This is a genomic window from Paenarthrobacter sp. DKR-5 (assembly GCF_018531425.1).
Taxonomy (GTDB): Bacteria; Actinomycetota; Actinomycetes; order Actinomycetales; family Micrococcaceae; genus DKR-5.
Genome location: NZ_JAHBOI010000007.1, coordinates 112,588 through 133,989, shown reverse-complemented (window position 1 = coordinate 133,989; position 21,402 = coordinate 112,588). Strand labels below are relative to the sequence as shown.

General features: G+C 65.5%; 18 protein-coding genes and 2 pseudogenes. 7 read left to right on the top strand and 13 right to left on the bottom strand.

Annotated elements, in window-relative coordinates; translation table 11 throughout:
* Positions 1–144: 144 nt before the first annotated feature.
* Positions 145–873: a hypothetical protein gene (locus KIH31_RS15530; protein WP_214428038.1), complete on the bottom strand. Its 729-nt coding sequence runs from the start codon at positions 871–873 to the stop codon at positions 145–147.
* A gap of 524 nt (positions 874–1,397) precedes the next feature.
* Between KIH31_RS15530 and KIH31_RS15525 the strand changes: the two are divergent.
* From KIH31_RS15525 to KIH31_RS15500, 5 genes and pseudogenes are all read left to right on the top strand, one after another.
* Positions 1,398–2,551, top strand: a pseudogene (locus KIH31_RS15525) (IS3 family transposase).
* A gap of 1,086 nt (positions 2,552–3,637) precedes the next feature.
* Positions 3,638–4,054, top strand: a complete 417-nt coding sequence (locus tag KIH31_RS15520; RefSeq protein ID WP_214428037.1) for a DUF6153 family protein — start codon at positions 3,638–3,640, stop codon at positions 4,052–4,054.
* A gap of 124 nt (positions 4,055–4,178) precedes the next feature.
* On the top strand, positions 4,179–4,805 hold the full coding sequence (locus tag KIH31_RS15515; protein ID WP_214428036.1) for a DUF305 domain-containing protein: 627 nt from the start codon (positions 4,179–4,181) through the stop codon (positions 4,803–4,805).
* A gap of 145 nt (positions 4,806–4,950) precedes the next feature.
* Complete coding sequence (locus tag KIH31_RS15510) at positions 4,951–6,504, top strand: multicopper oxidase family protein (RefSeq protein ID WP_307857677.1); 1,554 nt, start codon at positions 4,951–4,953, stop codon at positions 6,502–6,504.
* A gap of 38 nt (positions 6,505–6,542) precedes the next feature.
* Positions 6,543–7,706, top strand: a pseudogene (locus KIH31_RS15500) (permease).
* A gap of 247 nt (positions 7,707–7,953) precedes the next feature.
* On the opposite strand, the gene KIH31_RS15495 reads toward KIH31_RS15500, so the two are convergent.
* The 3 genes from KIH31_RS15495 to KIH31_RS15485 form a co-directional block, all read right to left on the bottom strand.
* Entirely contained in the window at positions 7,954–8,514 is a 561-nt protein-coding gene (locus KIH31_RS15495) for a sulfocyanin-like copper-binding protein (RefSeq protein ID WP_307857676.1), read from the bottom strand.
* Positions 8,511–8,762 carry an SHOCT domain-containing protein gene (locus KIH31_RS15490; protein ID WP_214428034.1) on the bottom strand — a complete coding sequence of 84 codons (252 nt, stop codon included), beginning with the start codon at positions 8,760–8,762 and terminating at the stop codon, positions 8,511–8,513. Before KIH31_RS15490 ends, KIH31_RS15495 begins: the two co-directional genes overlap by 4 nt.
* 103 nt (positions 8,763–8,865) lie before the next feature.
* Positions 8,866–9,543, bottom strand: coding sequence for a metalloregulator ArsR/SmtB family transcription factor (locus KIH31_RS15485; protein WP_214428033.1), 678 nt, complete (start codon positions 9,541–9,543; stop codon positions 8,866–8,868).
* A 106-nt stretch (positions 9,544–9,649) separates the two neighbouring features.
* Here KIH31_RS15485 and KIH31_RS15480 point away from each other — a divergent pair, with 106 nt between their 5' ends.
* On the top strand, positions 9,650–11,044 hold the full coding sequence (locus KIH31_RS15480; protein WP_214428032.1) for a rhodanese-like domain-containing protein: 1,395 nt from the start codon (positions 9,650–9,652) through the stop codon (positions 11,042–11,044).
* On the top strand, positions 11,041–12,330 hold the full coding sequence (locus tag KIH31_RS15475) for an MFS transporter (RefSeq protein ID WP_214428031.1): 1,290 nt from the start codon (positions 11,041–11,043) through the stop codon (positions 12,328–12,330). The genes KIH31_RS15480 and KIH31_RS15475 overlap by 4 nt, the downstream gene beginning before the upstream one ends.
* Positions 12,331–12,554: 224 nt before the next feature.
* Here the strand turns inward: KIH31_RS15475 and KIH31_RS15470 are convergent, their stop codons facing one another.
* From KIH31_RS15470 to KIH31_RS15430, 9 genes are all read right to left on the bottom strand, one after another.
* Positions 12,555–13,379, bottom strand: coding sequence for a cation diffusion facilitator family transporter (locus KIH31_RS15470; protein WP_214428030.1), 825 nt, complete (start codon positions 13,377–13,379; stop codon positions 12,555–12,557).
* A complete protein-coding gene (locus tag KIH31_RS15465; RefSeq protein ID WP_214428029.1) occupies positions 13,376–13,702 on the bottom strand; it encodes a helix-turn-helix transcriptional regulator in 327 nt (108 codons plus the stop codon). The genes KIH31_RS15470 and KIH31_RS15465 overlap by 4 nt, the downstream gene beginning before the upstream one ends.
* Before the next feature lie 52 nt (positions 13,703–13,754).
* Positions 13,755–14,669: a cation diffusion facilitator family transporter gene (locus KIH31_RS15460; protein WP_307857675.1), complete on the bottom strand. Its 915-nt coding sequence runs from the start codon at positions 14,667–14,669 to the stop codon at positions 13,755–13,757.
* Positions 14,666–15,802 carry a cation diffusion facilitator family transporter gene (locus KIH31_RS15455; RefSeq protein ID WP_214428028.1) on the bottom strand — a complete coding sequence of 379 codons (1,137 nt, stop codon included), beginning with the start codon at positions 15,800–15,802 and terminating at the stop codon, positions 14,666–14,668. The genes KIH31_RS15460 and KIH31_RS15455 overlap by 4 nt, the downstream gene beginning before the upstream one ends.
* Positions 15,799–16,179 carry a metalloregulator ArsR/SmtB family transcription factor gene (locus KIH31_RS15450; protein ID WP_214428027.1) on the bottom strand — a complete coding sequence of 127 codons (381 nt, stop codon included), beginning with the start codon at positions 16,177–16,179 and terminating at the stop codon, positions 15,799–15,801. Before KIH31_RS15450 ends, KIH31_RS15455 begins: the two co-directional genes overlap by 4 nt.
* 1,442 nt (positions 16,180–17,621) lie before the next feature.
* A complete protein-coding gene (locus KIH31_RS15445; protein ID WP_214428026.1) occupies positions 17,622–18,035 on the bottom strand; it encodes a hypothetical protein in 414 nt (137 codons plus the stop codon).
* Positions 18,029–18,664, bottom strand: coding sequence for an AAA family ATPase (locus tag KIH31_RS15440; protein ID WP_214428025.1), 636 nt, complete (start codon positions 18,662–18,664; stop codon positions 18,029–18,031). Before KIH31_RS15440 ends, KIH31_RS15445 begins: the two co-directional genes overlap by 7 nt.
* 239 nt (positions 18,665–18,903) lie before the next feature.
* Entirely contained in the window at positions 18,904–20,763 is a 1,860-nt protein-coding gene (locus KIH31_RS15435) for a MarR family transcriptional regulator (protein WP_214428089.1), read from the bottom strand.
* A 227-nt stretch (positions 20,764–20,990) separates the two neighbouring features.
* The gene (locus KIH31_RS15430; protein WP_214428024.1) at positions 20,991–21,218 is read right to left on the bottom strand and encodes a hypothetical protein; all 228 of its coding nucleotides are present in this window, start codon (positions 21,216–21,218) and stop codon (positions 20,991–20,993) included.
* Positions 21,219–21,402: the final 184 nt, after the last annotated feature.

The following is a 21,402-nucleotide window of genomic DNA, read 5'->3' as shown; positions in this document are numbered from 1 at the left end:
GGACGCCGACAGCAGAAGTACATCACCACCCGGTCACCGAATATGCCGGTCCGTCGATGGCGGACGAAACCCCCGAGCGGGCGGATCCCGCCGCACCCGGGCTCCTTTGAGGGGGCCCGGTTGTCTCTGCGGAACCGGGCGGGGTTACCGCACCGGTTCGAGCGTGCGGTCAACGTCCCTGCCGGTGGCCTGCAGGTAACCGACGAGCACCACAATCAACAGCCCGAGCGCGGCCGAGACAGGACCATCACCCCAGCCAAGACCCCCGCCCCCGACGGACTTGCCCGTCCAGTCCGCGAACGACGCCCCCAGCGGGCGGGTGACGACATACGCCGCCCAGAACACCAACACCGTATTCAACCCGAACGAGATCCGTCCAACGGCCGGGAGCGAGAACAGCACGGCAAACACCAGACCCGCCGCGAGGAACCCCAGCCCGGCGGAATAGGCCACCAGGTCCCCGGCGGCGGTACCGAGCGCGAAGGACGCCGACACCGCGGCCCAGTAAAACGCTTCCCGCCGGCGGGTGGTGATGCTGTGGATCGACAACGTCCCCTCCGACCGCCGCCAGATCACGAAAACCAGGGCCAGCGCGGTCGCAAACACGACCGTTGACACCAGGTACGGCACGCCGAGCACCACATGGATCACGTCGGCCACCATCGTGCCAAACACCGCGACCATCACCACCGCGAACCAGTACACCCACGGCACATACCGCACCCTGCTGAACTGCAGAACCAAAGCAACCGCGAACACCACAAAGCCGACCCCCACCACCAGGTACGGGTCATAACTGTTTACCAGGTAATCCGACACCGATTCACCCAGCGCCGTGGTCAGCAGCTTGACCACCCAGAAAACCGCCGTCACCTCCGGAACCTTCCGCCACAACGTCCGCTCGCCTGTCAGCACCCGGCTTCCTTTCAACAGGAACATCACCGGCGCCAAACTACACGGAAAAGATCAGAGCCATCTTTGAAAGCCCCTGCTCCGTCCGATGCCCGAGCGGCCCGCGGGAACTGTCCGGTAAACAATGAAGATGGAGTTGCGGCTTCGGGCGGGTCTGACTTGCTGATTAACTGACGTGCTCTCGGGCATGGTCCTGACACCGACGGGTCGGCTCGTGCCGGGGTCGCGCTCCTTTCGGGTGGCCGGACCGGGCGGGACGTGACTTCATAGGACCTTGCTCGATCAATGACTCGTAATTGTTGTGTCCGCCCGGCCTGGCGAGGTCATCCCTCATCGAAGGGAGACACCACCAGCATGAGCAACAACGCGCAGACGACGCAAGCAGTGATGGGACTGCTGAAGGTTTAGTTGACAGGCTGACCTGCCCCAGGGATTGGTTACCCGAAATGGTTTGAGTTTTGGGCTCTCGCTGAGAGGCTTCAGACATGCCAAGACCCTATCCACCGGAATTCCGCGCACGGGCAGTGGCCCTGGTCCGGGCCGGTAAACCCATCAGCCGAGTGGCCGCCGAGCTGGGCATCAGCGAGGGCGGCCTGCACAACTGGGTCCGTCAGGACCAGATCGACCGCGGCGAACGCCCAGGACTGACGACGCCGGAGAGCACCGAGCTGGCCAAAGCCAGGAAGCGGATCCGTCAGCTGGAAACGGAAGTGGAGATCCTCAAGCGTGCAGCCAGGTTGCTCGGTGAGGACCGGCCGGACCCAAAAGGATCCACCCGGTGATCGGAGAACTTACCGGCGCCGGGTTTCCCGCGAAGGTCTGCTGCCGGCTTCTTGGCGTGAGCAGTCCGGGCTACTACAAGTACCGGAAGAGGCCGCTGTCACCGACACGGATGCGCCGGCAATGGCTGACCGGGCTCATCCGGGAAGTCCACACCGCCAGCCGCGGCACCTACGGCTCCCGCCGGATCCATGCCGAGCTGACCCGTGGCATGAACGTCACCGTCAGCGAGCATCTGGTCGCGGAACTAATGAGTCTGGCCGGGATCGCCGGCCTTCCCGGGCCGGCTAAGGTCAAACGCCTGCGGGGCATCGCCACCAGCGATGACCTCGTGCACCGTAAATTCCACCGCCTGTCACCGAACGAACTCTGGGTCACGGACATCACCGAACATCCCACCAGGGAGGGCAAGGTCTACTGCTGCGCCGTGATGGACACCTTCAGCCGCCGGATCGTTGGGTGGTCGATCGACAGCAGCCAGGACTCCGCCCTGGTGGTCAACGCCCTGGACATGGCCATTAGAAACCGGCGCCCCGGTCCCGGTGGCATCGTCCATGCCGACCACGGCGTCCAGTTCACCTCCTGGGCCTTCACCAACAAGATCCGTTCCGCCGGCCTGATGCCCTCGTTCGGGACGATCGGGGACGGGTACGACAACGCGATGATGGAATCCTTCTGGTCCAGCATGCAAATCGAGCTCTTGAACAGGAAACGCTGGAAGACCCGCACCGATCTGGCCAACGCGATCTTCGACTACATCGAGATTTTCTACAACCGACAGCGCCGCCATTCCGGACTGGACTACCGGACTCCCATCGAACACGAGCTACACTGCCAGAACCCATCCCAAACAGCCTGAGACTCATTCTTCACCGGGTAACCAATCCCTGGGGCAGGTCACCAAGTCAACAAAAGCCGGGGCAGTCCCATCCTCCACCGGGACACCTCCAGTCATCCGATGCCTCAGGTGTTACTGCGTAGGTGGTGCTGTTGGGCCCCTAAGCAATAACAACTTCGAACGCACCCTCAATTAGTCCGGTCGGGTTGTCGGCGTCGCCCTCCGAGCTGTGACATCAGGCGGGTCTCCAAGCCGACGGCCGCGGCGGTGGCTACGGTCAGGGGACCGCCGGCCACGAGGGGAAGCCGGGCATCAATGCCGATGACCGCTCCGGCTAGGGCGGTTCCGACAGCGGCCGCGGTGACTTTGAGAGCTGCCGTCCAGATAAAGACCTGGTCCCGTGCATTGTCCGGCGCATATTCGGCCCGCGAGGCAAGTGTCGCTGTGAAGAACAACGAGTTGACGACTCTGGCTAATCCAAAGGCTATGAGCGCGTAAGGGAATGCCGGGACGAGCGCCTAGAGGGCGAAAGCCAGGCCGGCCGCTGCTGCGAGCCGGATTACCGCTTTCTCGGCAGACCCCCTGAGGGAGCGAGCATGAGCGCCATGGAGCCTGCCAGGGTGCCAAGTCCGAACACTGCCGGCAGGATTAAGAAGAGACTCCTAGTTCTCGAACTGTCGGAGGCAGTCGGCCCGGCGCGGGTCCACCCGCCGGGGAAGATCTGCGAACGCCCGCGAGAGCTCTTCGAGTCGGCAGCACGGAATCCTCGAAGCCTGCCGCACTCGGGAGTGGACGGAACTTCCCTGCCTAAGCCGAAACCTGACCGGCTTTCGACGAAGCGGCGAAAAGGTGCAACCGGGCATGCCTGGCCTGGCGGCTCCCGGAGGTTGGACGAGTCTGTTCGGGCACAGGTGGACATCGATGATGCACGCCCGCTCCGTCGGCGCCGTCATTGTCTTTCTGCTCCGTGCCCCGGCAAGTCCGCCTCCCATGCCCCTGTTGGGAAGCGTGCGCTGCGCGTACACACCCCGGCCGGGGCGCCTGCGAGGAAAAAGCTATCCTTGATAGCGGACCTGCTGAAGGGATACTGCGGAACGGAGGAGCGCCATGGCCATTGTGAGCCGCCGCTTCCTCGCGTTCGCCCGCTCCGTCGCCATGATCCTCGGCCTGCTTGCCCTGGTCGCGGGCCTGCTCGGCATGCATGTCCTGGCCGGCGGCCACGGCACCGGAGCCGCGGGCCAACCCGGGACCGCGATGGCCATGCAGACGGTATCGGCCGTGCACGGTCACCACCCCGATTCGGTCCTCTCCCGGGGCTGTACGGACGGCACTGACCATATGGCCATGGCCGGCGCCTGCACTCTTGACCGTCCGCAGGCTTCCGTGGACGGGGTGGCGGACCTCCCCTCCGCAGTGGCACCGTCCCTGCGTGCTGCGGCACTGATCCACCCGGCCTGTGCCCGCGGGTCGCTGCCCGGCGCGGATCCGCCGTCCCTGACCCTACTTGGCATCAGCCGAATCTGAGAACACCGCCGTTGACGGGGCGCGCTGCGCGCCCGTGACGGCCCTGCACCCGGGCGGCCTTCCCCTGTCCGCTCCGCCGGATATTACCGGCACGCCGTGCACGTTCCCAGAAAGGACCCTTGTCTTGAACCGAAACCTCCCTCTGTCCGTTGTTGCCCTGGCCGCCGCCGTAGCCCTGTCCGCCTGCGGCTCCACATCTTCAGGCAGCAACAGCCCGGGCATGACCAACATGCCCGGCATGGACCACCCGTCTTCGATGATGACCGGCCCCTCCGCGGCAACGACCGCGTCCTCCGCCAGCCACAATGCGGTGGATACCATGTTCGCCCAGATGATGGTCCCGCACCACGCCCAGGCCATCGAAATGAGCGACACCATCCTCAAAAAGCAGGGCATCGACCCGCGCGTCACCGCCCTGGCGAAGAAGATCAAAGCCGCGCAGTCCCCCGAGATTGACACCATGACCGGCTGGCTGCAGGCCTGGGGCGAGCCCGCCTCGATGTCCGGGGACCAGTCCATGGGCGGCACGATGAGCGCCGACGATATGAACAAACTCAACGCCGCCACAGGGGCCGACGCGTCCAAACTCTTCCTGACCCAGATGATCCAGCACCACCAGGGTGCCATCACCATGGCCAGAGACGAACTCGCCCAAGGCTCCGACAAGGACGCCCTGAGCCTGGCGCAGTCCATCAGCAGCAGCCAGCAGGCCGAAATATCGGAGATGAACTCCATCCTGGGCTTGCTCTAACACCGGCCCCTGAGCGCGGCATGGCCGGCGACGGGAAGACCCTCAAGGGGTCACCCGGCGCCGGCCGTGCCGCCTCATCCCGCCGTTTTCCCTACGGCACCTCCCCGCTTCTTCGCTGACCTTTTCCAAGCCCCTAGGAACTCCCGTGAACCCTGACCTTTCCCGCCGCGCCTTCCTCGGCGCGGGTCTGGCCGCTACCACCATGGCGACGATCGCCGCCTGCACGCCCGCACGGCCGTCCCCTGCCGCCGGCCCGGTGAACCGGATCATGCCCGACAATCCCCTGGTCGCTGCCGCCGAAGCCTCGCGTCCCTCCACCGGCGCGACGGTGACCCGACCCCTGGCCGCCGGCACGCTGACGGCCGGTGTCGGCGGCCACCGCGTGGCGACGTGGGGGTACAACAACTCGCTCAACGGGCCGGTGATCCGCGCCAAGGCCGGGGACCGGCTGAACGTGCCCTTATCGAACAGGCTCGAGCAGCCGACCACGGTCCACTGGCACGGGCTGGCGCTGCGCAACAACATGGACGGCGTGCAGGGCCTCACCCAGACCGCGGTGGCTGCGGGCGGGTCCATGACCTATGACTTCCGGCTGCCGCACCCGGGCACCTACTGGTACCACTCCCACGTGGAAATGCAGCGCGAACGCGGACTGTACGGGGCGTTGATCATCGAAGACCCGCACGAGCCGCTGGCCTATGACCAGGAATGGGTCATCGTGCTCGATGACTGGCTCGACGGGATCACCGGCACCCCCGACGAAGTCGTCAAAGAACTCTCCCGGGGCATGGGCAACACGGGAACCATGGGCGGAATGAACATGGGCTCCGACACGGCGTCCCCGTCCACGGGCATGACCATGGACCACATGCTCATGGGCAGCTACAGCGCCTTCCTCGGCGGCGACGCCGGGGACGTCAGTTACCCCTTCCACCTCTTCAACTCCCGCACCCCCGACCGGCCTGAAACCTTCAGCAGCAAACCCGGTCACCGGATCAGGCTGCGCGTGATCAACGCGGCCGGGGACACTGCCTACCGCGTCGGCGTCCCCGGCCAGCAGGTCACCATCACTCACAGCGACGGGTACCCCGTGCAGCACCAGGACCTCGACGCCGTCGTCCTTGGCATGGGCGAACGTGCCGACCTGCTGCTCACCGTCAAACCCGGGCAAACCCCGGTGCTGGCCCTGCCCGAAGGCAAACCCGGACGCGCCTACGGCATCGTAAGCACCGGCACCGGCAGCGCGCCCGCAGCCGCCGACCTGCCACGGACGCTCGACGGGACCGTCCTCGACGGCGGCAACCTCAAAGCCGACCCGTCGGTGCTGCTGGCCGCCAAAGCGCCCGATATCGTGCACGAACTGCACCTCACCGGTGGCATGGCCAAATACGACTGGGGCATCAACGGCCGCCGCTTCGACATGAACAACCCCCTCGCGGGCACCTTCGACATCAGGCAGGGCAACCGCGTCCAGGTGCGGTTCATCAACGACACCACCATGTGGCACCCCATGCACCTGCACGGGCACACCTTCCAGCTCGCCGGCAGCGGCGCCCGCAAAGACACCGTCATCGTCCGGCCCCGGCAAACCGTCACCGTTGAATTCGAGGCCGACAACCCGGGCCAATGGCTCACCCACTGCCACAACGCCTATCACGCCCAGCAGGGCATGATGGGCGTCTTCTCCTACCTCGCATGACCTGTTCGGGACCGAAAAGCCCATGAAAGGAGCACCGCATGAACATCCTCAATGAAATCGGTCACGCGCTGGCCGTCGCAGGGGCGATGGCCTGGGAAATTCTCTGGCCCCTCGTCCTCGGCTTCACCCTCTCCGGCATCGTCCCGGCGGTCGTCCGCAAGGAACAGATCACCCGCCTGCTCTCCGGCGATTCGCCTAAAGCGCTGGCGGCGGCCACCGGGCTCGGCGCCGCCTCCTCATCGTGATCCTACGCCGCGGTCGCACTGGCCAGGTCCCTGTTCCGCAAGGGCGCGAGCTTCGCCTCGGCCATGGCGTTCGAGATCGCCTCCACGAACCTGGTCATCGAACTGGGCATTATCCTGGCCCTGCTCATGGGCTGGCAATTCACGCTGGCCGAGTTCATCGGCGGCCCGGTCATGATCGTGCTCGTCGCCCTGGCATTCAGGCTCTGGATGCGCGGCAGGATCGTCGACGCCGCCCGCGAGCAGGCGAACAAGGGCATCGCCGGTTCGATGGAGGGCCACGCCGCCATGGACATGTCCGTCCAGGGCGACGGGACATTCCTTCGGCGGCTGTTCTCTCGCGAAGGCCTCGATTCGGTGGCCAGCTACTTCGTCATGGACTGGGCCGCGGTCTGGAAGGACATTGTCGGCGGAGTGCTGATTGCCGGGGCATTCGCGGCCTGGGTTCCCAAGGAGTGGCTGCGGGCGTTCTTCTTCGAAGGGAACCCGGTCCTGGCTGTCGTGTGGGGGTCGATCATTGGACCTGTGATCGCGATGCTCAGCTTCGTCTGCTCCGTCGGCAATGTGCCCCTCGCCGCCGTGCTCTGGAACGGCGGGATCAGTTTCGGCGGGGTCACCAGCTTCATCTTCGCTGACCTGATCGTCATCCCCGTGATCCTGATCTACCGCGAGTACTACGACACCCGGTCAGCCCTGCGCCTCACCGGCATCTTCTACCTGGCCATGGTAGCCGCCGGCTACGTCGTCGAACTGCTCTTCGCCAACACCGGCCTGACCCCCCAGGCACGCAACGCCACCGTGCTCGAAGCCGCCGTGTCTTGGAACTACACCACCTGGCTGAACCTCGTCTTCCTCGCCGTCGCGGCGGTCCTCCTCATCCGGTTCCTGCCCAACGGCGGCAGGGACATGCTCAAAATGATGGGCGGCAGCCCTGACCGGCACGAACACCACCATGGCTGACCGCGCAGGACCGGCACCAGCGCTGACAAGGGCACCCGCGCCTTACGAGGGGGCCCGGAGCAGTGCGGCTGTCCCGGAGGATCTGTGCCCAGACGGAGGTTTGAACGCCAACACCGATGGCAGTGAAAAGGACCATCACCGGCGACGACGGCCCCGCCACGTCCAGGACGAGCTGCGTCGGCGGGAACCCTAGCGCCGCCCAGACAACCGCCCGTATCCTTGCTTCGTGCATGACCCCGGCCTCCGATCAGGAGACGGTGATCTGGGTGTACATGCCCGCGGAATAGTGGCCGGGGAAGTTGCAGACCAGTTCGTAGCGGCCGGGTGCAAGATCCACGCTGACCCACCCGACGGTGCGGGGAAGGATGCCCTGCCCGGCGCCATCGGCGCAGGTCGCGGACGCTTCGCCGAGGCTGCCGGCCTCGTCGATCTTCCCGTCGCCTCCGACGGGGCGTGTTCCTGCGCTTTGGGTTCCCGGCAGCGGCAGGATCACCATCTCGTGGGTGTAACGGCCGGCGTTGGTGACGAGAAAGCTCACCCGACCGTGCGCGACAGATGCACGGTCGGCGGTCAGCCGCATCGGGCCGACGCGTCCGGCTCCGCCCATCATCGGCCCTCCCATGTCGGTGGCGGTGACGTTCACGACGGTGCCGCCCAGTGCCGGCGCCGCGCAACCGGCCCTCCCGGCGAGGGTGCCGGCCGGTCCCGGGGGGCGCAGGAATGCGACGGCGATGATCGAGAGTGTGCTCAGCACCAGTGTCGCGAGGACACCGATCAGCACGGCGCTGCGCCGGGAGAGTTTTCTCACGCTTTCCGCCTCAGGGCAGCCCGCCGCGCGGTGAGCTCCGTTTCATCGATTTCCCCGCGGGCAAACCGTTCGTTGAGGATCCGCTCGGCGTCATCGCGAGCGGCGACGGATCCGGGGCCTTCAGCACCCGCGCCGCGGCGGAGCAGCAGGATCACCACGGTGACGACCCCGCCCCAGAACAGCAACATCACCAGCACCATTGGTGCCCAGCCCCAGGCTCCCCAGCCGCCGTCCCATCCGTACATCATGTGAAACCCTCCCTGTGCGTGAATCCCCGTCTTCTTCTGTTATGCCCGGCGCGGGTCCGTGCCGGAAGTGCCGGTGGACCCTGTGGGTGCGGGCCGGCGTGTGTCAGGCTGCAGCGGTTTCCACGGGCAGGCCGGCCAGGCGCCATTCGAGCATGCCTTCGCTCAGCCGGCGCGCTGGGCGGCCGTCGGCCCGGAGCAGGTCGATAGCTTCGTAGGCGAGCACGCAGTAAGCGCCGCGGCAGTACGCGACCACCTCAGCGCCCTCGGGCAGCTCGTTGAGCCTGCCGCTGAGCTCATCGAGCGGGATCGACAGGGCGCCCGGGATGTGGGCCGAACGGTATTCCTCCCCGGGGCGCACATCCAGCACCGTGACCGTTCCGGCCCGGGACCGGGCCAGCAGGTCCTCGCGGGCGACTTCCTCCTCGGCGGCGCGGGGTCCTTCGAGACCGAGGTAGGCGGCCCTTTTGGGTTCGACGCCGGCCACCCGCTCGCGGGCGACGGTGCGCAGCAGGCTGTACAGTGCCAGCACGTCAGGCCCGGCGAGGTCGTAATGGATCCGGTTCCCGTCCCGCCGCGTGGTCACCAGCCCCGCCTGGCGCAGCGTCTGCAGGTGCGCCGAGGCGGTGCTCAGGCCGAGGCCGGCCGCGGCGGCCAGGGTTTCCACGCTCCGCTCCCCCTGCGCGAGCAGGTCCAGCAGCTCGAGGCGCTTGCCGTTGGCCATCGCCTTGCCGACCCGGGCGAACTCCTCGAAAAGTTCGGACTTCCTGGCCTTGTCTCCCACTTGCGCCTCCAGCGTTCCGTGTAATACTGGAATAGATTCTATTCCATGTTTTTGTGAAATACCATTGTATCGCCGGGCCCTTGCGCCGGCGGGGAAGGAGCCGGTCATGGGCTCGCTGAACCTGATTCCCGTCATCGATGAGGGACTGGGCAATTCCACCTACCTGTTGGACCTTGGCGACGGGCGGGCGCTGGTGATGGACCCGGAGCGTGACCTGCGGCAGGTCCGCGCCGAGGCCTCGAAGCGGGGGCTGAGGATCGCCTACGCGGTCGAAACCCACCTGCACGCGGATTTCATTTCCGGGGTCGCGGAACTGGCCGAGGTTGAGGGTGCGCAGGTCCTGGCACCGGAGGTCGGGCCGCGCGGTTTCGCGCACACGGCTCTCACCGACGGGCAGAGCGTGGAGATGGGCTCGTTCACCCTGCAGGCCCTGCATACCCCGGGGCACTCGCCCGAACACCTGTCCTATCTGCTGCTCGAAGCCGGGAACCTGGCCGGGATTTTCACCGGCGGCTCGCTCATGGTCGGCACCGCCGGGCGCACGGACCTCGTCAACCCCGAACAGACCGTGCCCCTGGCCCGCGCCCAGTACCGTTCCCTGCAGCGGCTCATGGAATTCCCCGACAACACCCCGGTGTGGCCCACGCACGGCGCAGGGTCCTTCTGCTCCGCCGGCGGGTCCGCCGAACGCGTCACCACCATCGGCCGTGAACGGGCCACCAACGCGCTGCTGCAGGCCGGCAGCGAGGACGCCTTCGTGGAGGCATTGCTAGGCTCGATGGGAACCTTCCCCGATTACTTCCTCCGCCTGGGCGAAATCAACAAGCAGGGCCCCGCCGTCCTGCACGGCGAGCCCGGCCTCGCCCCGCTCACCGCCGCCCGGGTGGCCGCCCTCGCCGAGCAGGGAGCGCAGGTGATCGACGCCCGGCAACCCGCGGACTACGCCGCCGGGCACGTCCCCGGATCCATCTCGATCCCGTTCCGGCCGGTCTTCGCCAGCTGGCTCGGCTGGCTGGCCACCCCGGACCGGCCCGTCGTCATTGTCCGCGGCCCGGAACAGGACCCCGCCGACATCGCTGCCGCCGCCGCTAAAGTCGGCTTCGACACCCTCGCCGGTGAACTGGACGGCGGCTACCCCGCCTGGACACAGGAATACCCAGGCACAGCCGAGGTGGCCCTGATCGACCCCGCACAGATGACAGCCCGGCTGCAGGACGGGGCCACCGTGCTGGACATCCGCCAGGCCGGCGAATACGCGGCCGGACACGTCCCCGGCGCCGTGAACATCGAACTCGGCAGCCTCACCGACAGGCTCCAGGAGATTCCCGCCGGTGACCTCATTGTGATGTGCGGACACAGCGAACGCGCCATGGGCGCAGCCAGCATCCTCACCGCCGCCGGCCGCACCGGCACCGCCGTGCTCAGCGGCGGCCCCGCAGACTGGGCCGCAGCAGCCGGCAGCAACCTCGAAACCGGTGCGAGCCGGGTGGCCGCCAAATGAGCCGTAGCGGCAGCACCACCGAAAAAAACGGGGCAGCCGCCCGCCGCCCCGTGACGCTGGGCCTGTCCCAGAACCTTGCCCAGTTCGTCCTCCTGGTCTCGGTGAACGCACTGGTCGGCGGCACCTTGGGACAGGAACGCACCGTGCTGCCGCTGCTGGCCGGGCAGGTCTTCCACCTCGACCAGTACACCAGCGCCCTGACCTACATCCTGGCCTTCGGCCTCGCCAAGGCCGGCATGAACTATTTCGCCGGCACGCTCTCGGACCGCTACGGACGCAAACCCGTCCTCGTGGCCGGCTGGCTGGTCGCCATCCCCGTGCCGCTGCTGCTGATCTTCGGACCGTCCTGGGGGTGGATCGTGGCCGCCAACGTGGTCCTGGGCATCAGCCAAGGGCTGACCTGGTCCACCACCGTGGTGATGAAAATGGACCTCGTCGGCCCGTCCCGCCGGGGCCTGGCCATGGGCCTGAATGAGGCCGCCGGCTACCTCGGCGTCGCCGGCACCGCCCTCGCCACCGGCTACATCGCCGCGGGCTACGGCCTGCGCCCGGGGCCGTTCCTGCTCGGCGCCGCCTACATTGCGCTCGGCCTCGGCCTGTCCGTGCTCGCCGTGCGGGAGACCCGTCACCATGTGGCGCTGGAAGCGGCCAACCACACCGCTGCCCACGCGCAAGCCGGCGCCGGCCTGAGCACCCGCGAAATCTTCACGCTGACCAGCTTCCGGGACAAGTCGCTCTCCTCGGTCAGCCAGGCCGGCATGGTGAACAACCTCAACGACGGCCTCGCCTGGGGCCTGTTCCCGGTGCTCTTCGCCTCCGCGGGCCTGTCGGTGGGCCGGATCGGCATCCTCGCCGCGGTCTACCCGGCGGTCTGGGGCGCGGGGCAGCTGGTCACCGGGGCCCTCTCGGACAGGATCGGACGCAAGGGCCTGATCGTGGGAGGCATGCTCGTCCAGGCCGCCGGCCTGACGATGACGGCCTTCGGCACCGGCTTCGGCCTGTGGCTCGTCGCCGCCGTCCTGCTGGGCGCCGGCACCGCCATGGTCTACCCGACGCTGCTGGCCGCCATCGGCGACGTCGCCCATCCGCAGTGGCGGGCCCGCTCGGTCGGCATCTACCGGCTCTGGCGCGACGGTGGCTTCGCGGTCGGCGCCCTGCTCGCCGGCCTGGTCGCCGACGCCTTCGGCATCCCGGCGGCGATAGCCGTCGTCGCAGCACTCACCGCCGCCTCCGGGCTGCTCGTCGCCGTGCGCATGCGCGGCACCGACCACCACCCCGTTGCCTGACTCCGTAACTGCCTGCTCCATGACTGCCTGCTCCATGACTGTCTGACTCCATGACCCGGGCGATCCGGGCCCGCATGCTGTTCGGCGATATTGATTTTCCGGCATTCCATGGGTGTGGTTCCCGGCATTCCAGGGTGTGGTTCCCGGCAAAGCAGGGCGGAGCTGCGGGCCCGTTGCGGTGGATGCCGGTTCGGGGAATGGGGCGCCCGGCGGCATCGGCTGAGTCAGTCGTTCCGCCGTCCCGGCGTCAAGGGTAGCGCCGGGCGGAGGCTGCCGGCCGAGAGACCGCAGTCCGGGCAACAGGCCCCGGGCGTTTCGGGGCGCGGTTCCACGCCGGTCAACTGCAGCGGTGACGGGGGCTCCGCCGGCGACGCTGCACAGCACTCATCCACACCCGGCGCACGGTCCGCAGCGCCGGACGCGACCGAGCAGCACGCCTCACCTTTCCAGGCGTTGATGCCTTCACGGCCCGCGATCACGGCGATGACCAGGGCGGCACCGGGATCGGCCCACCACCAGCCCAACGTGCTGTTCAGCACCAGGCCGGCCAGCAGGACAGCGGAAAGATACGTGCACAGCAGGGTTTGCTTGGAATCCGCCACGGCGGTCCGGGAGCCCAGCTCCCATCCGGCACGGCGCTGCAACCAGGACAGAACCGGCATGACCCCGAGGCTCAGGGCCGCGATGACGATGCCCGGGGTGGAATGCTGCGCCTCGCCGCCTCCGGCCAGGGAGCGGACCGCGTCCACCGCGACGAACACCGCCAGGGAGAAAAATGACACCGCGATGATCCGCAGCGTCAGGTGCTCGCGCCGCTCAGGATCCTTAGCGGAAAACTGCCAGGACAAGGCGAGGGCCGAAGCCACTTCAATCACCGAATCCAGGCCGAAACCGATCAGCGCCGAGGAATCCGAGACACCACCGGCCCAGAGGGCCACGACCGCTTCGATGATGTTGTAGCTGATGGTCGCGGCCGTCAAGAATCGGATGCGGCGGCTGAGCACGGCGCGCCGGGCCCGGGAAGGCGAACGGTGAACGGCCCTCGTCATGCCAGGCACGTCCCGTCCGGGGCGCAGCAGGCCGGGTCCACGGCCAGCACGACCCCGAGCAGATCGGTGATCGCGTGGCCCAGCCGGGCATCGGCAAGCTCATACCGGGCGCGCCTGCCGTCCGGCACCGCGACCACCAGGCCGCATCCGCGCAGGCAGCTCAGGTGATTGGACATGCTCTGCCTCGATACCCCGAGGGAATCGGCAAGATCAGAGGGGTAGGCTGCGTGAGCAGCCAGGGCCAGAAGGATCCTGGCTCTGGTCGGGTCAGAGACCGCGTGACCGAACCGCGCCAGCACCGGGGCATGAATGAGGGTTTCCACAACCCCACAGTACACGGTTCAGTGTATTCACGTGCTTATGTAGGGCGCCCGGCTAGTGGTGAAGGTTCTCCTGGTCGCGGTGAGCGGCGGTCTCGAGCTGGAAGGTGGAGTGCTCGACGGGGACGCCGAAGTGTTCGGCCACGCATTCCTGCAGTTTGACCAAAAGTTCCTGGGAGTGACCGTCGGTGAGGCATTCGTCCTCAAGGGTGACATGGCCGGTGATCACGGGCGTGCCGGTGCCGATGAGGGTCGCGTGCAGGTCGTGGACATCGAGCACGTGGGGCAGGGCGAGCATGTGCGCGCGGACGCTGCGCAGGTCCAGGCCCTTCGGGGTCGCGGCCAGGAGCACGTCAGTGGTTTCTTTGAGCAGCCGCAGGGTTCGGGGCACGATGAGGGCGCCGATGAGCAGTGAGACGAGGGCGTCGGCGCGGGTGAAGCCGGTCAGACTGATGACAATGGCGGCAACGATCACGGCGGCGGAGCCGAGGGCATCGTTGAGGACTTCGAGGAAAGCGGCCCGCAGGTTGAAGCTGCCGTGCCGGCCGCCAACGAGGACGAGCAGCGCCACAGCATTTCCGGCCAGGCCGACGACACCGAACCAGAGCATCGCGGAGGACCCCACCTGGGGCGGTTCGATCAGGCGCCGGATGGCCTCGACGAGGATGAAGCCGCCGACGACGAGCAGCAGCCCGGCCTGCAGCGCGGCGGCGAGGACTTCGGCGCGTTTGTATCCCCAGGTCCGCTCGGGGGTACGGGGACGCATGGCCAGGGAGGCGGCGATCAGGGCGATCACGAGCCCGGAGGCGTCGGTGAACATGTGCCCGGCGTCGGCGAGCAGCGCCAGTGAACCCGACAATGCGGCGCCGACGATCTCGACCGTGAGGATCAGGACGGTCACGCCGAGCGCGCCGATCAGTCGTCTGCGGTCCTGCATGCCGTCCGTGTGCGAGTGGTCGTGCCCGCTCACGGGTGCTCCGCTTCTTGAGCGGTCGTGCTGCTTAGAGGCGTCCCGCCGGAGCTCACGGCGACGGTGATTTCCTCGACGTTGGGCAGGGCGTGGCCGAGCCGGTGCCGCGCTTCATGACGCACTTCGTCCGCCGCTTCGACCGTCGTGCCGGGGGCGACATTAACGACGGCGGTGCCGTGGATGCGGTGACCGATCCAGCGCAGCTGGAGCTTTTCGACCCCCGCAACTCCGGGGGTCTCCCCGAGGGCATGCTCGGCCCGGTGAACCAGCTCCGGTTCGATGCCGTCCAGCAGGCGCCGTCCGATACTGCGGATCGTGCCCCACAGCAGGACGAAGATCGTAATGCTGATGACCAGGCCCACGATCGGGTCGGCCAGCGGGAAGCCGAGCATGACGCCGAACGCGCCCACCACGACGGCAAGGGAGGTGAACCCGTCGGTGCGGGCGTGGATTCCGTCCGCGACCAGGGCAGCCGAGCCGATGCGCCGCCCGACCTTGATCCGGAAGATCGCGACCGCCTCGTTGCCTGCAAACCCGATCAGGCCGGCCACGACGACCCACCAGAGATTTTCCAGCGGGTGGGGGTTGAACATCCTCACGACCGATTGCCAGCCCGCGACGACGGCCGAAAGTGCGACCACGGCGATGATGAACAGGCCGGCGAGGTCCTCGGCCCGGCCCAATCCGTAGGTGTAGCGCCTCGTTGCCGGGCGCCGGGCAAGAATGAACGCCACCCACAGGGGCACAGCGGTCAGGGCGTCCGAGAAGTTGTGAACGGTGTCCGCAAGCAGGGCCACGGAGCCGCTGATGAGAACGACGAGGAACTGCAGGATCGTCGTGGCCAGCAACGCGAACAGGCTGATCTTCAGGGCGCGCACGCCTTCGGTGCTCGCCTCGAGCGCGTCGTCGATCGAGTCGGACGCGTCGTGGGTGTGCGGGACGAAAAACTCCTTAACCGTGGCCAGGAAACCTGTCCCGTGCTCATGCCCGTGGGAATGGCCATCCCCGTGGTCGTGGGAGTGGCCATGTCCGTGGCCGTGGCCGTGGTCGTATCCGTGCTCATGCGCATCGTCGTGATCGTGACCATGATCAGCTTCCTGCGGGTGTGCTCTGTGGCTGTGCTCGGTGCTCATGCGCTTACCTTCCTGATCGCTTCGGCTTCGGGTTGGTGGTGCTGCGGCACCCCTCCCAGGGAATGCTCGGCCTGGAAGATCGCGTCGGAGACCATTTGCGAGGCGTGCTCGTTCGCGAGGCGGTAGAACGCTCGCGTGCCCTCGTGCCGCACCGCCACGATCCGCGCGAGCCGGAGCTTGGCCAGGTGCTGCGACACCGCTGGCGGGGCCTTGGCCACCGCCTCCGCGAGACTGTTTACTGACAGCTCCCCGCTCTCGCGCAAGGCCAGGATGATACGGACCCGTGTCGCGTCGGCGAGCATCGAGAACACCTCAACCGCGAGCTCCACATACTCCGAATCCGGGTTACGCCCACAAACTTTCTTACCTGCATCCATACGCAGATAATTGCACGGACGGGCAAACGACAGCAAACGGCCGGACCGTGGGGTCGGGCCAGCGTTTCCCTTTGCCAAGGAAATCAGAGGTGACGGCGATGCCCGTGAAGTTGGCAGTGCCCCGCACATTCCTGGACCGGAAGCATCCTCCCCCACGGCTCCGTACAGCCGCCCTGAGCGGCCGCTCCCCCGTGCCCCGGGCGACCGATCAGGGGGTGAAGGTAGTAGGGATTTTGCGCAGTAATCAGACACAGGAAGTAGAAGCCGAGGCCGATACCTACCAGGAGGGCAAGGCCCTGCTGGAGGCGCGGATCCCCGAGGGCTGGCAGCTGCAGTCCGTCGTCACCAAGTAGCCCGCAAACCCCGACTACTCCCCCGCTTTGAACAGGGCCGTGGTCTCGGTGACGGGTTTGATGAGTTCGGACCCGTTGTTCCGAACCGACCCGACTTTCTTATCCACCTCGCGGTGTGCCGGTTCATCGCAGCGGCGAGGACCTGATCAACAACACTGGAGCCAAGGACCCCGATGGCGCCAGCGCTGCGACGACCGGTTCGACCATGCTCCCCCGAGCCGGGTGATACCAGCCAGCCTTCGTCCGCGGGGCCCAAGCAGTCGCGGCTGGAACAGAAACGATGACCGGGCATTTGCGGCACCTACTCTACTGTCGGGCGCGGGCCCACCACGTGCCAACGGTACCAGGCTCGTACCACACCGGTGTGGCACCGGGCGCTATCTGGCCGCAGACTATCGGGCGTCGTCTCGGAATGGCCGCGTATGTCAAAACCACTGTGGCATCTGCCCACCGAAGTTGCAGGGACTCGGACCGCTCCAACAGTCCGCGAGTACCGGTACCACGCCGGTACCGTACCGGTACTACACCAGTAGATGTGCCATCCCTTTACCGCACTGGTGTGGTCGTGGGCAGTCCACAATTCGCGCGGGCCCACCACGCGCCAGGCGGTACCATGTTAGTACCACACCGGTGTGGCACCGGGCGCGGTATCGGACCGCGGATTATCGGACGTCATCTCAGAATGGCCCCGTATGTCAAAGCCACTGTGGCATCTGCCCAACCGAAGTTGCAGGGACTCGGATCCGCTCCAACAGTCTGCAAGTAACCAGTACCACCCCGGTACTACACCAGTACTACACCAGTATTTGCTACACCACACTTGTACCGCACCGGTGTGGTCGCGAGCAGCACACAATGCGCTCATGCTGGTGCGGTACTGGCCCGAGCCCAGACAGCACTAGTGTGGTACTGATGTGACACCGGGCTTATCGAGGCGCTCTAATCTTTGCCGTGGCCGTCATGAAGTACTGGTGCGGTACCGCACCAGTACCGCACCAGTACTTCTTTAAAGCTCTTCTACCAACGGGACGACTGAATAGGATCCCGGTTCTTATTGTTCGCCGAGCGTCGCTGGCGAGGACGGAGTACTTACTCGGCGCTGCCGGTCCCGTATCGTTCCTCGAGGATGGGCCACACGAGACGTTCTAGGACCTTCTGCTGGCTAATCTCCTCCATAAGCGCCGCCTGGCGAAGAAGATCCAGTTGCGAGGCACTCGCCCTGAAATTGATTCCGCCCGTCTTCGGTTCGCGGTTGCGGCGCTTCCAGTCGACAAGCAAAGGAGAATTCAGCATAGGGGAGGGGGCTGCCTTCTTCGGTGCCACGTTCATTGATATGGCCTCATCCGTTGCAACACCCGGTCCGGCAACTTCTCGGAGCTCTACAGCTGCCTGGACATCAGGAACAGCCTTAATAAGCGGGGGAGCCGGCTGTTCGGCCTGTGCCGCAAAAGCCTCGATCTGCTTTTCGGTCTGGACATCGGTCCTAGGTCGGCTTCTCACCATGTCAGAACCTCCTCCGTCAGAAGCTGGATCTCCGCTCTCGCTTTCCCATCTTTCATCTCTACTACCCCAAGACCCTCCGACAGACTGTTTTGGTACGCTTTGCGTTCGTGCAGCCTAGTCTGAGCGACTCGCAACTCAGGAAATTCGGACAGATAAGACCGGGCCTCGCGGACAGAGTCGGAGAAGACGTTCGTCGGGACCCTGTTTAGGACCGCCAAAGCCTTCAGATCAGGATTGAAGTCCTTTGCTTGGTTGATCGTGATGACAAGTCCCTGCGTCGTGTCGAGGTCCGGCTGGGTCGGCTGGATGGGGACAAGGATCATGTCCGCCGCAGTCATAGCGGTTCGCATCTCTGAGCTGTCCTTCCCCGGCGCGTCTACAAGGACAACGTCGTACTTATTGTCCAGATCAAGCAGAGTAGCCCTGAGGTTGCCCGTCTTCTGAACCGTCTGGATGGGGGAGTGACCGGCCTCTTCCCTATCCTTTGCCCAGTTACTTGATGTATGAACGGTCGGGTCCGCCTCTACGATTATGACGTCCTTGCCCCGAGCTGAAAGTTCCACCGCCACGTTCACCGCAACAGTGGATTTACCCACTCCGCCTTTTTGATGGGCCACAAGAATTATCACGATCTGTACCGTCCTAGCATGGTATCGGTGTGGTACCACTCTTGGACAACAGGAGGGCCCCACCTTGTTACTTATTTGCGCCTCGCCGGAACTCTTGACCTCTGTCTAGCCAAAACTTCACCAGCCGACTTCCTGCCACTGCTCCGACCAACGAGCCCGGACCCACCAACGGACCGTCCTCCGTACCTATGATTCCGGACTAAGAATGAACACAGTCGAAGGCTCGCCGGGGGAGGTGGCTAATGGTCGCCCCTGAGCGCCCCTTGAGAAACAAGGGGAGGCACTCGCCCCAAACGACTAAACGCCAAGTCAACTAGGGTCCAATCATCGGGCGGCCCCTCAAAGCTGTCCCAGGGATAATCCTCGTCAGGGTGAGGGATCAACAACTCGTGAACTGTATGGGTAGCGAGCCAGTGGCGCCAGCGCTCCCGTTCCACCTTGTAACGTCGAAGCTGAATCGAAATCTCCTCCACGACGCCGAACTGTTCCGCGAGCAGTCTGAGGCTAGTAGACGCCACAATCGACCAAGCCCGATCCTCCCCCCTTGCCACCAGATTCCAGGCGGCAAGCACATCGAGTGCTTCTTCGACCGCGGTTCGAGACAACTTACTAGAACGCACAAGCTCAGCAACAGATAAGCCACCGTGTCCGTGTTCAAGTGCCTCGTACACAAAAGCAGCAGGCAACCCAAGAACACGGAACGCTGGACGAAGTGCGTGGACTTTACCCCGGCGCCAAGACTGTTCCTCAGCTGCTGTCCTCACAGACACAGGCACAGTCAACATGTAGAGGTCTCCCTTTGTGCCACGGCCCTGTTCGACGAGAGTGATGAGCGGATCCCCCTCCCGACGGAGCGCCCGCAGATGGGCCCCGACCGTCGTATGGTCAAGACCTGTAGCTACTGCGAGAGACCTGTCACCAAACTCAACAAACCTGCTGCCGGACATATGCGCTGCTTCTCCAAGCGCACGTAACACCATCCGGCGAGCCATCCCGTTACGGGACTCGGTATAGCGCCGTTCACTAAGCCGGAGAGAGTTCCTCCAGGTTCGAATGAATCGATGTTCAGCGTCCGAGTTCTTGAGTACGCCAGCGAAATTATCCCGGTGTAACTCCTGCGCCTGTGTATTTGGCTGGCTTGTGGGGGATTTGTGGGCATTGCTCGATACCGGTGAGGTCTGCCGATTTTTCTTCAGATAATCAAGCGCCTTCATCCAGTCACGCTTCAGCGATGCAGCCCGGTGTCTACCGGGGTATCGGGCATAGAACGACGCCAGGCCCGGCCAAATACCTTGCTTTATGCGGCGGTCGACGTCGGATAAAGTCATGCCGGCTGCGGCGGCGGCTGTGATGACGGCTTGCCGTGCATCGGAATCGGAGGTGTAGCGGTTCGCGTCATAGAGGCCGGTGAGAGCCAGCTGCTGCATCGCACGCGACATTCGGCCGCCCACTGGTGAAGCAGTGGGCGCGTTCATATCCGGGGCGAATGTCTGCTGCCGGCGGTGCGTCCTGACCGCAGCGATCTCCTCGGATATGTCCGCTGTCATGGCCTGCCAGATGGCGGCGGGGTTTGGACGGCGAGCGACATCGTATGCTTTGGCGAGGCTCATCGCGAGCTGCTGGTGACCGCCTCGTTTATGCGGGGATCCAGGCGTGCGCATGCAGCCGTGCAGGAGGTTCTGGTGCGGAGTCTTGTCTAGGCTCCGGGCACGGTTGGCCAAGGCCTCGACAAGGTCGCGCGCATCGGTGAAGGCGACGGGCACGGCCAGCGGGACGTAGAGGTGCCGCCCGCCGTTGGGGGAGTAATCCTCAATCCAGCGTGCCCCGGTCCTACCCAGCCAGGTCTTGACCGCCGCAGTGTCGGACTCCACTAATTCGGTGCCGCCGATTGAGGAGTCGAAATCAAGGAAGATTGCGCGGCAGCAACCATCCTTACCGAAGATACGCACGGCGGCCGGAACACTCGGCAAACCTTGAGTTAGGTCACGTTCGTACTTCTGTGGATACGAGCGGCCGCCGTCCCGCGAGAGACGGACTCGCGGCTGGCCCGCAAGTAATGGGGCGAGGGCGGACCAAGAGAGGGCCGGATCCGCCGGCATATCTGACACGCCGGTGCTTTGGGGGGCTCGCTGGGCCTGAGCATGCTGATGTACGATGAGACTATTCCTTTAGCGGGGAATGAGTAGGAGCCGGTCTGCCAGGACCGGTTGTTGCACAAAGGTAGCCCTGAGAAGGTCCACCAACCGATTTACGATTTGACCGCCGGCAAGCAATCCAAATCGTGAATCATAAGCTTCGAAGGCCCGCTCCGGCGGGCCTTCAACTTTTAAGAGGCCATTGAAATCGGCAGCTCCTCTTGGCGCTTGATCTTCGACAGGTCTGTGTGGTCGATTCGCTCTGAAACCACGTGCGCAAGCCAGTCGCTGACGTGCTCAAAGCCCTCCGCGACCGCAAGTTCCCGCACAATGTCGACCTTGGGGGTGGCGAGCCTAAACGCAACCACCCTGCGGTCGCCTTTGCCCGGTCGACCAGCTCGACGGTTTGAAGCAGTCATGATTCTCACTGTCCTTTGAATTCCAGCACTCCGAAGGAGCCGCTCGATCTGTTCTTGACGTGACTTCGGGGCACCTGCGCATGTCCGAGACAATTGCAGAAATTGCTTCCGATAGCTCGAAGCTACCATCGGCATCGCGCTTCCCTTGGGATTAAGCAATTGCAGAAATTGCCGCGTGTCGGAC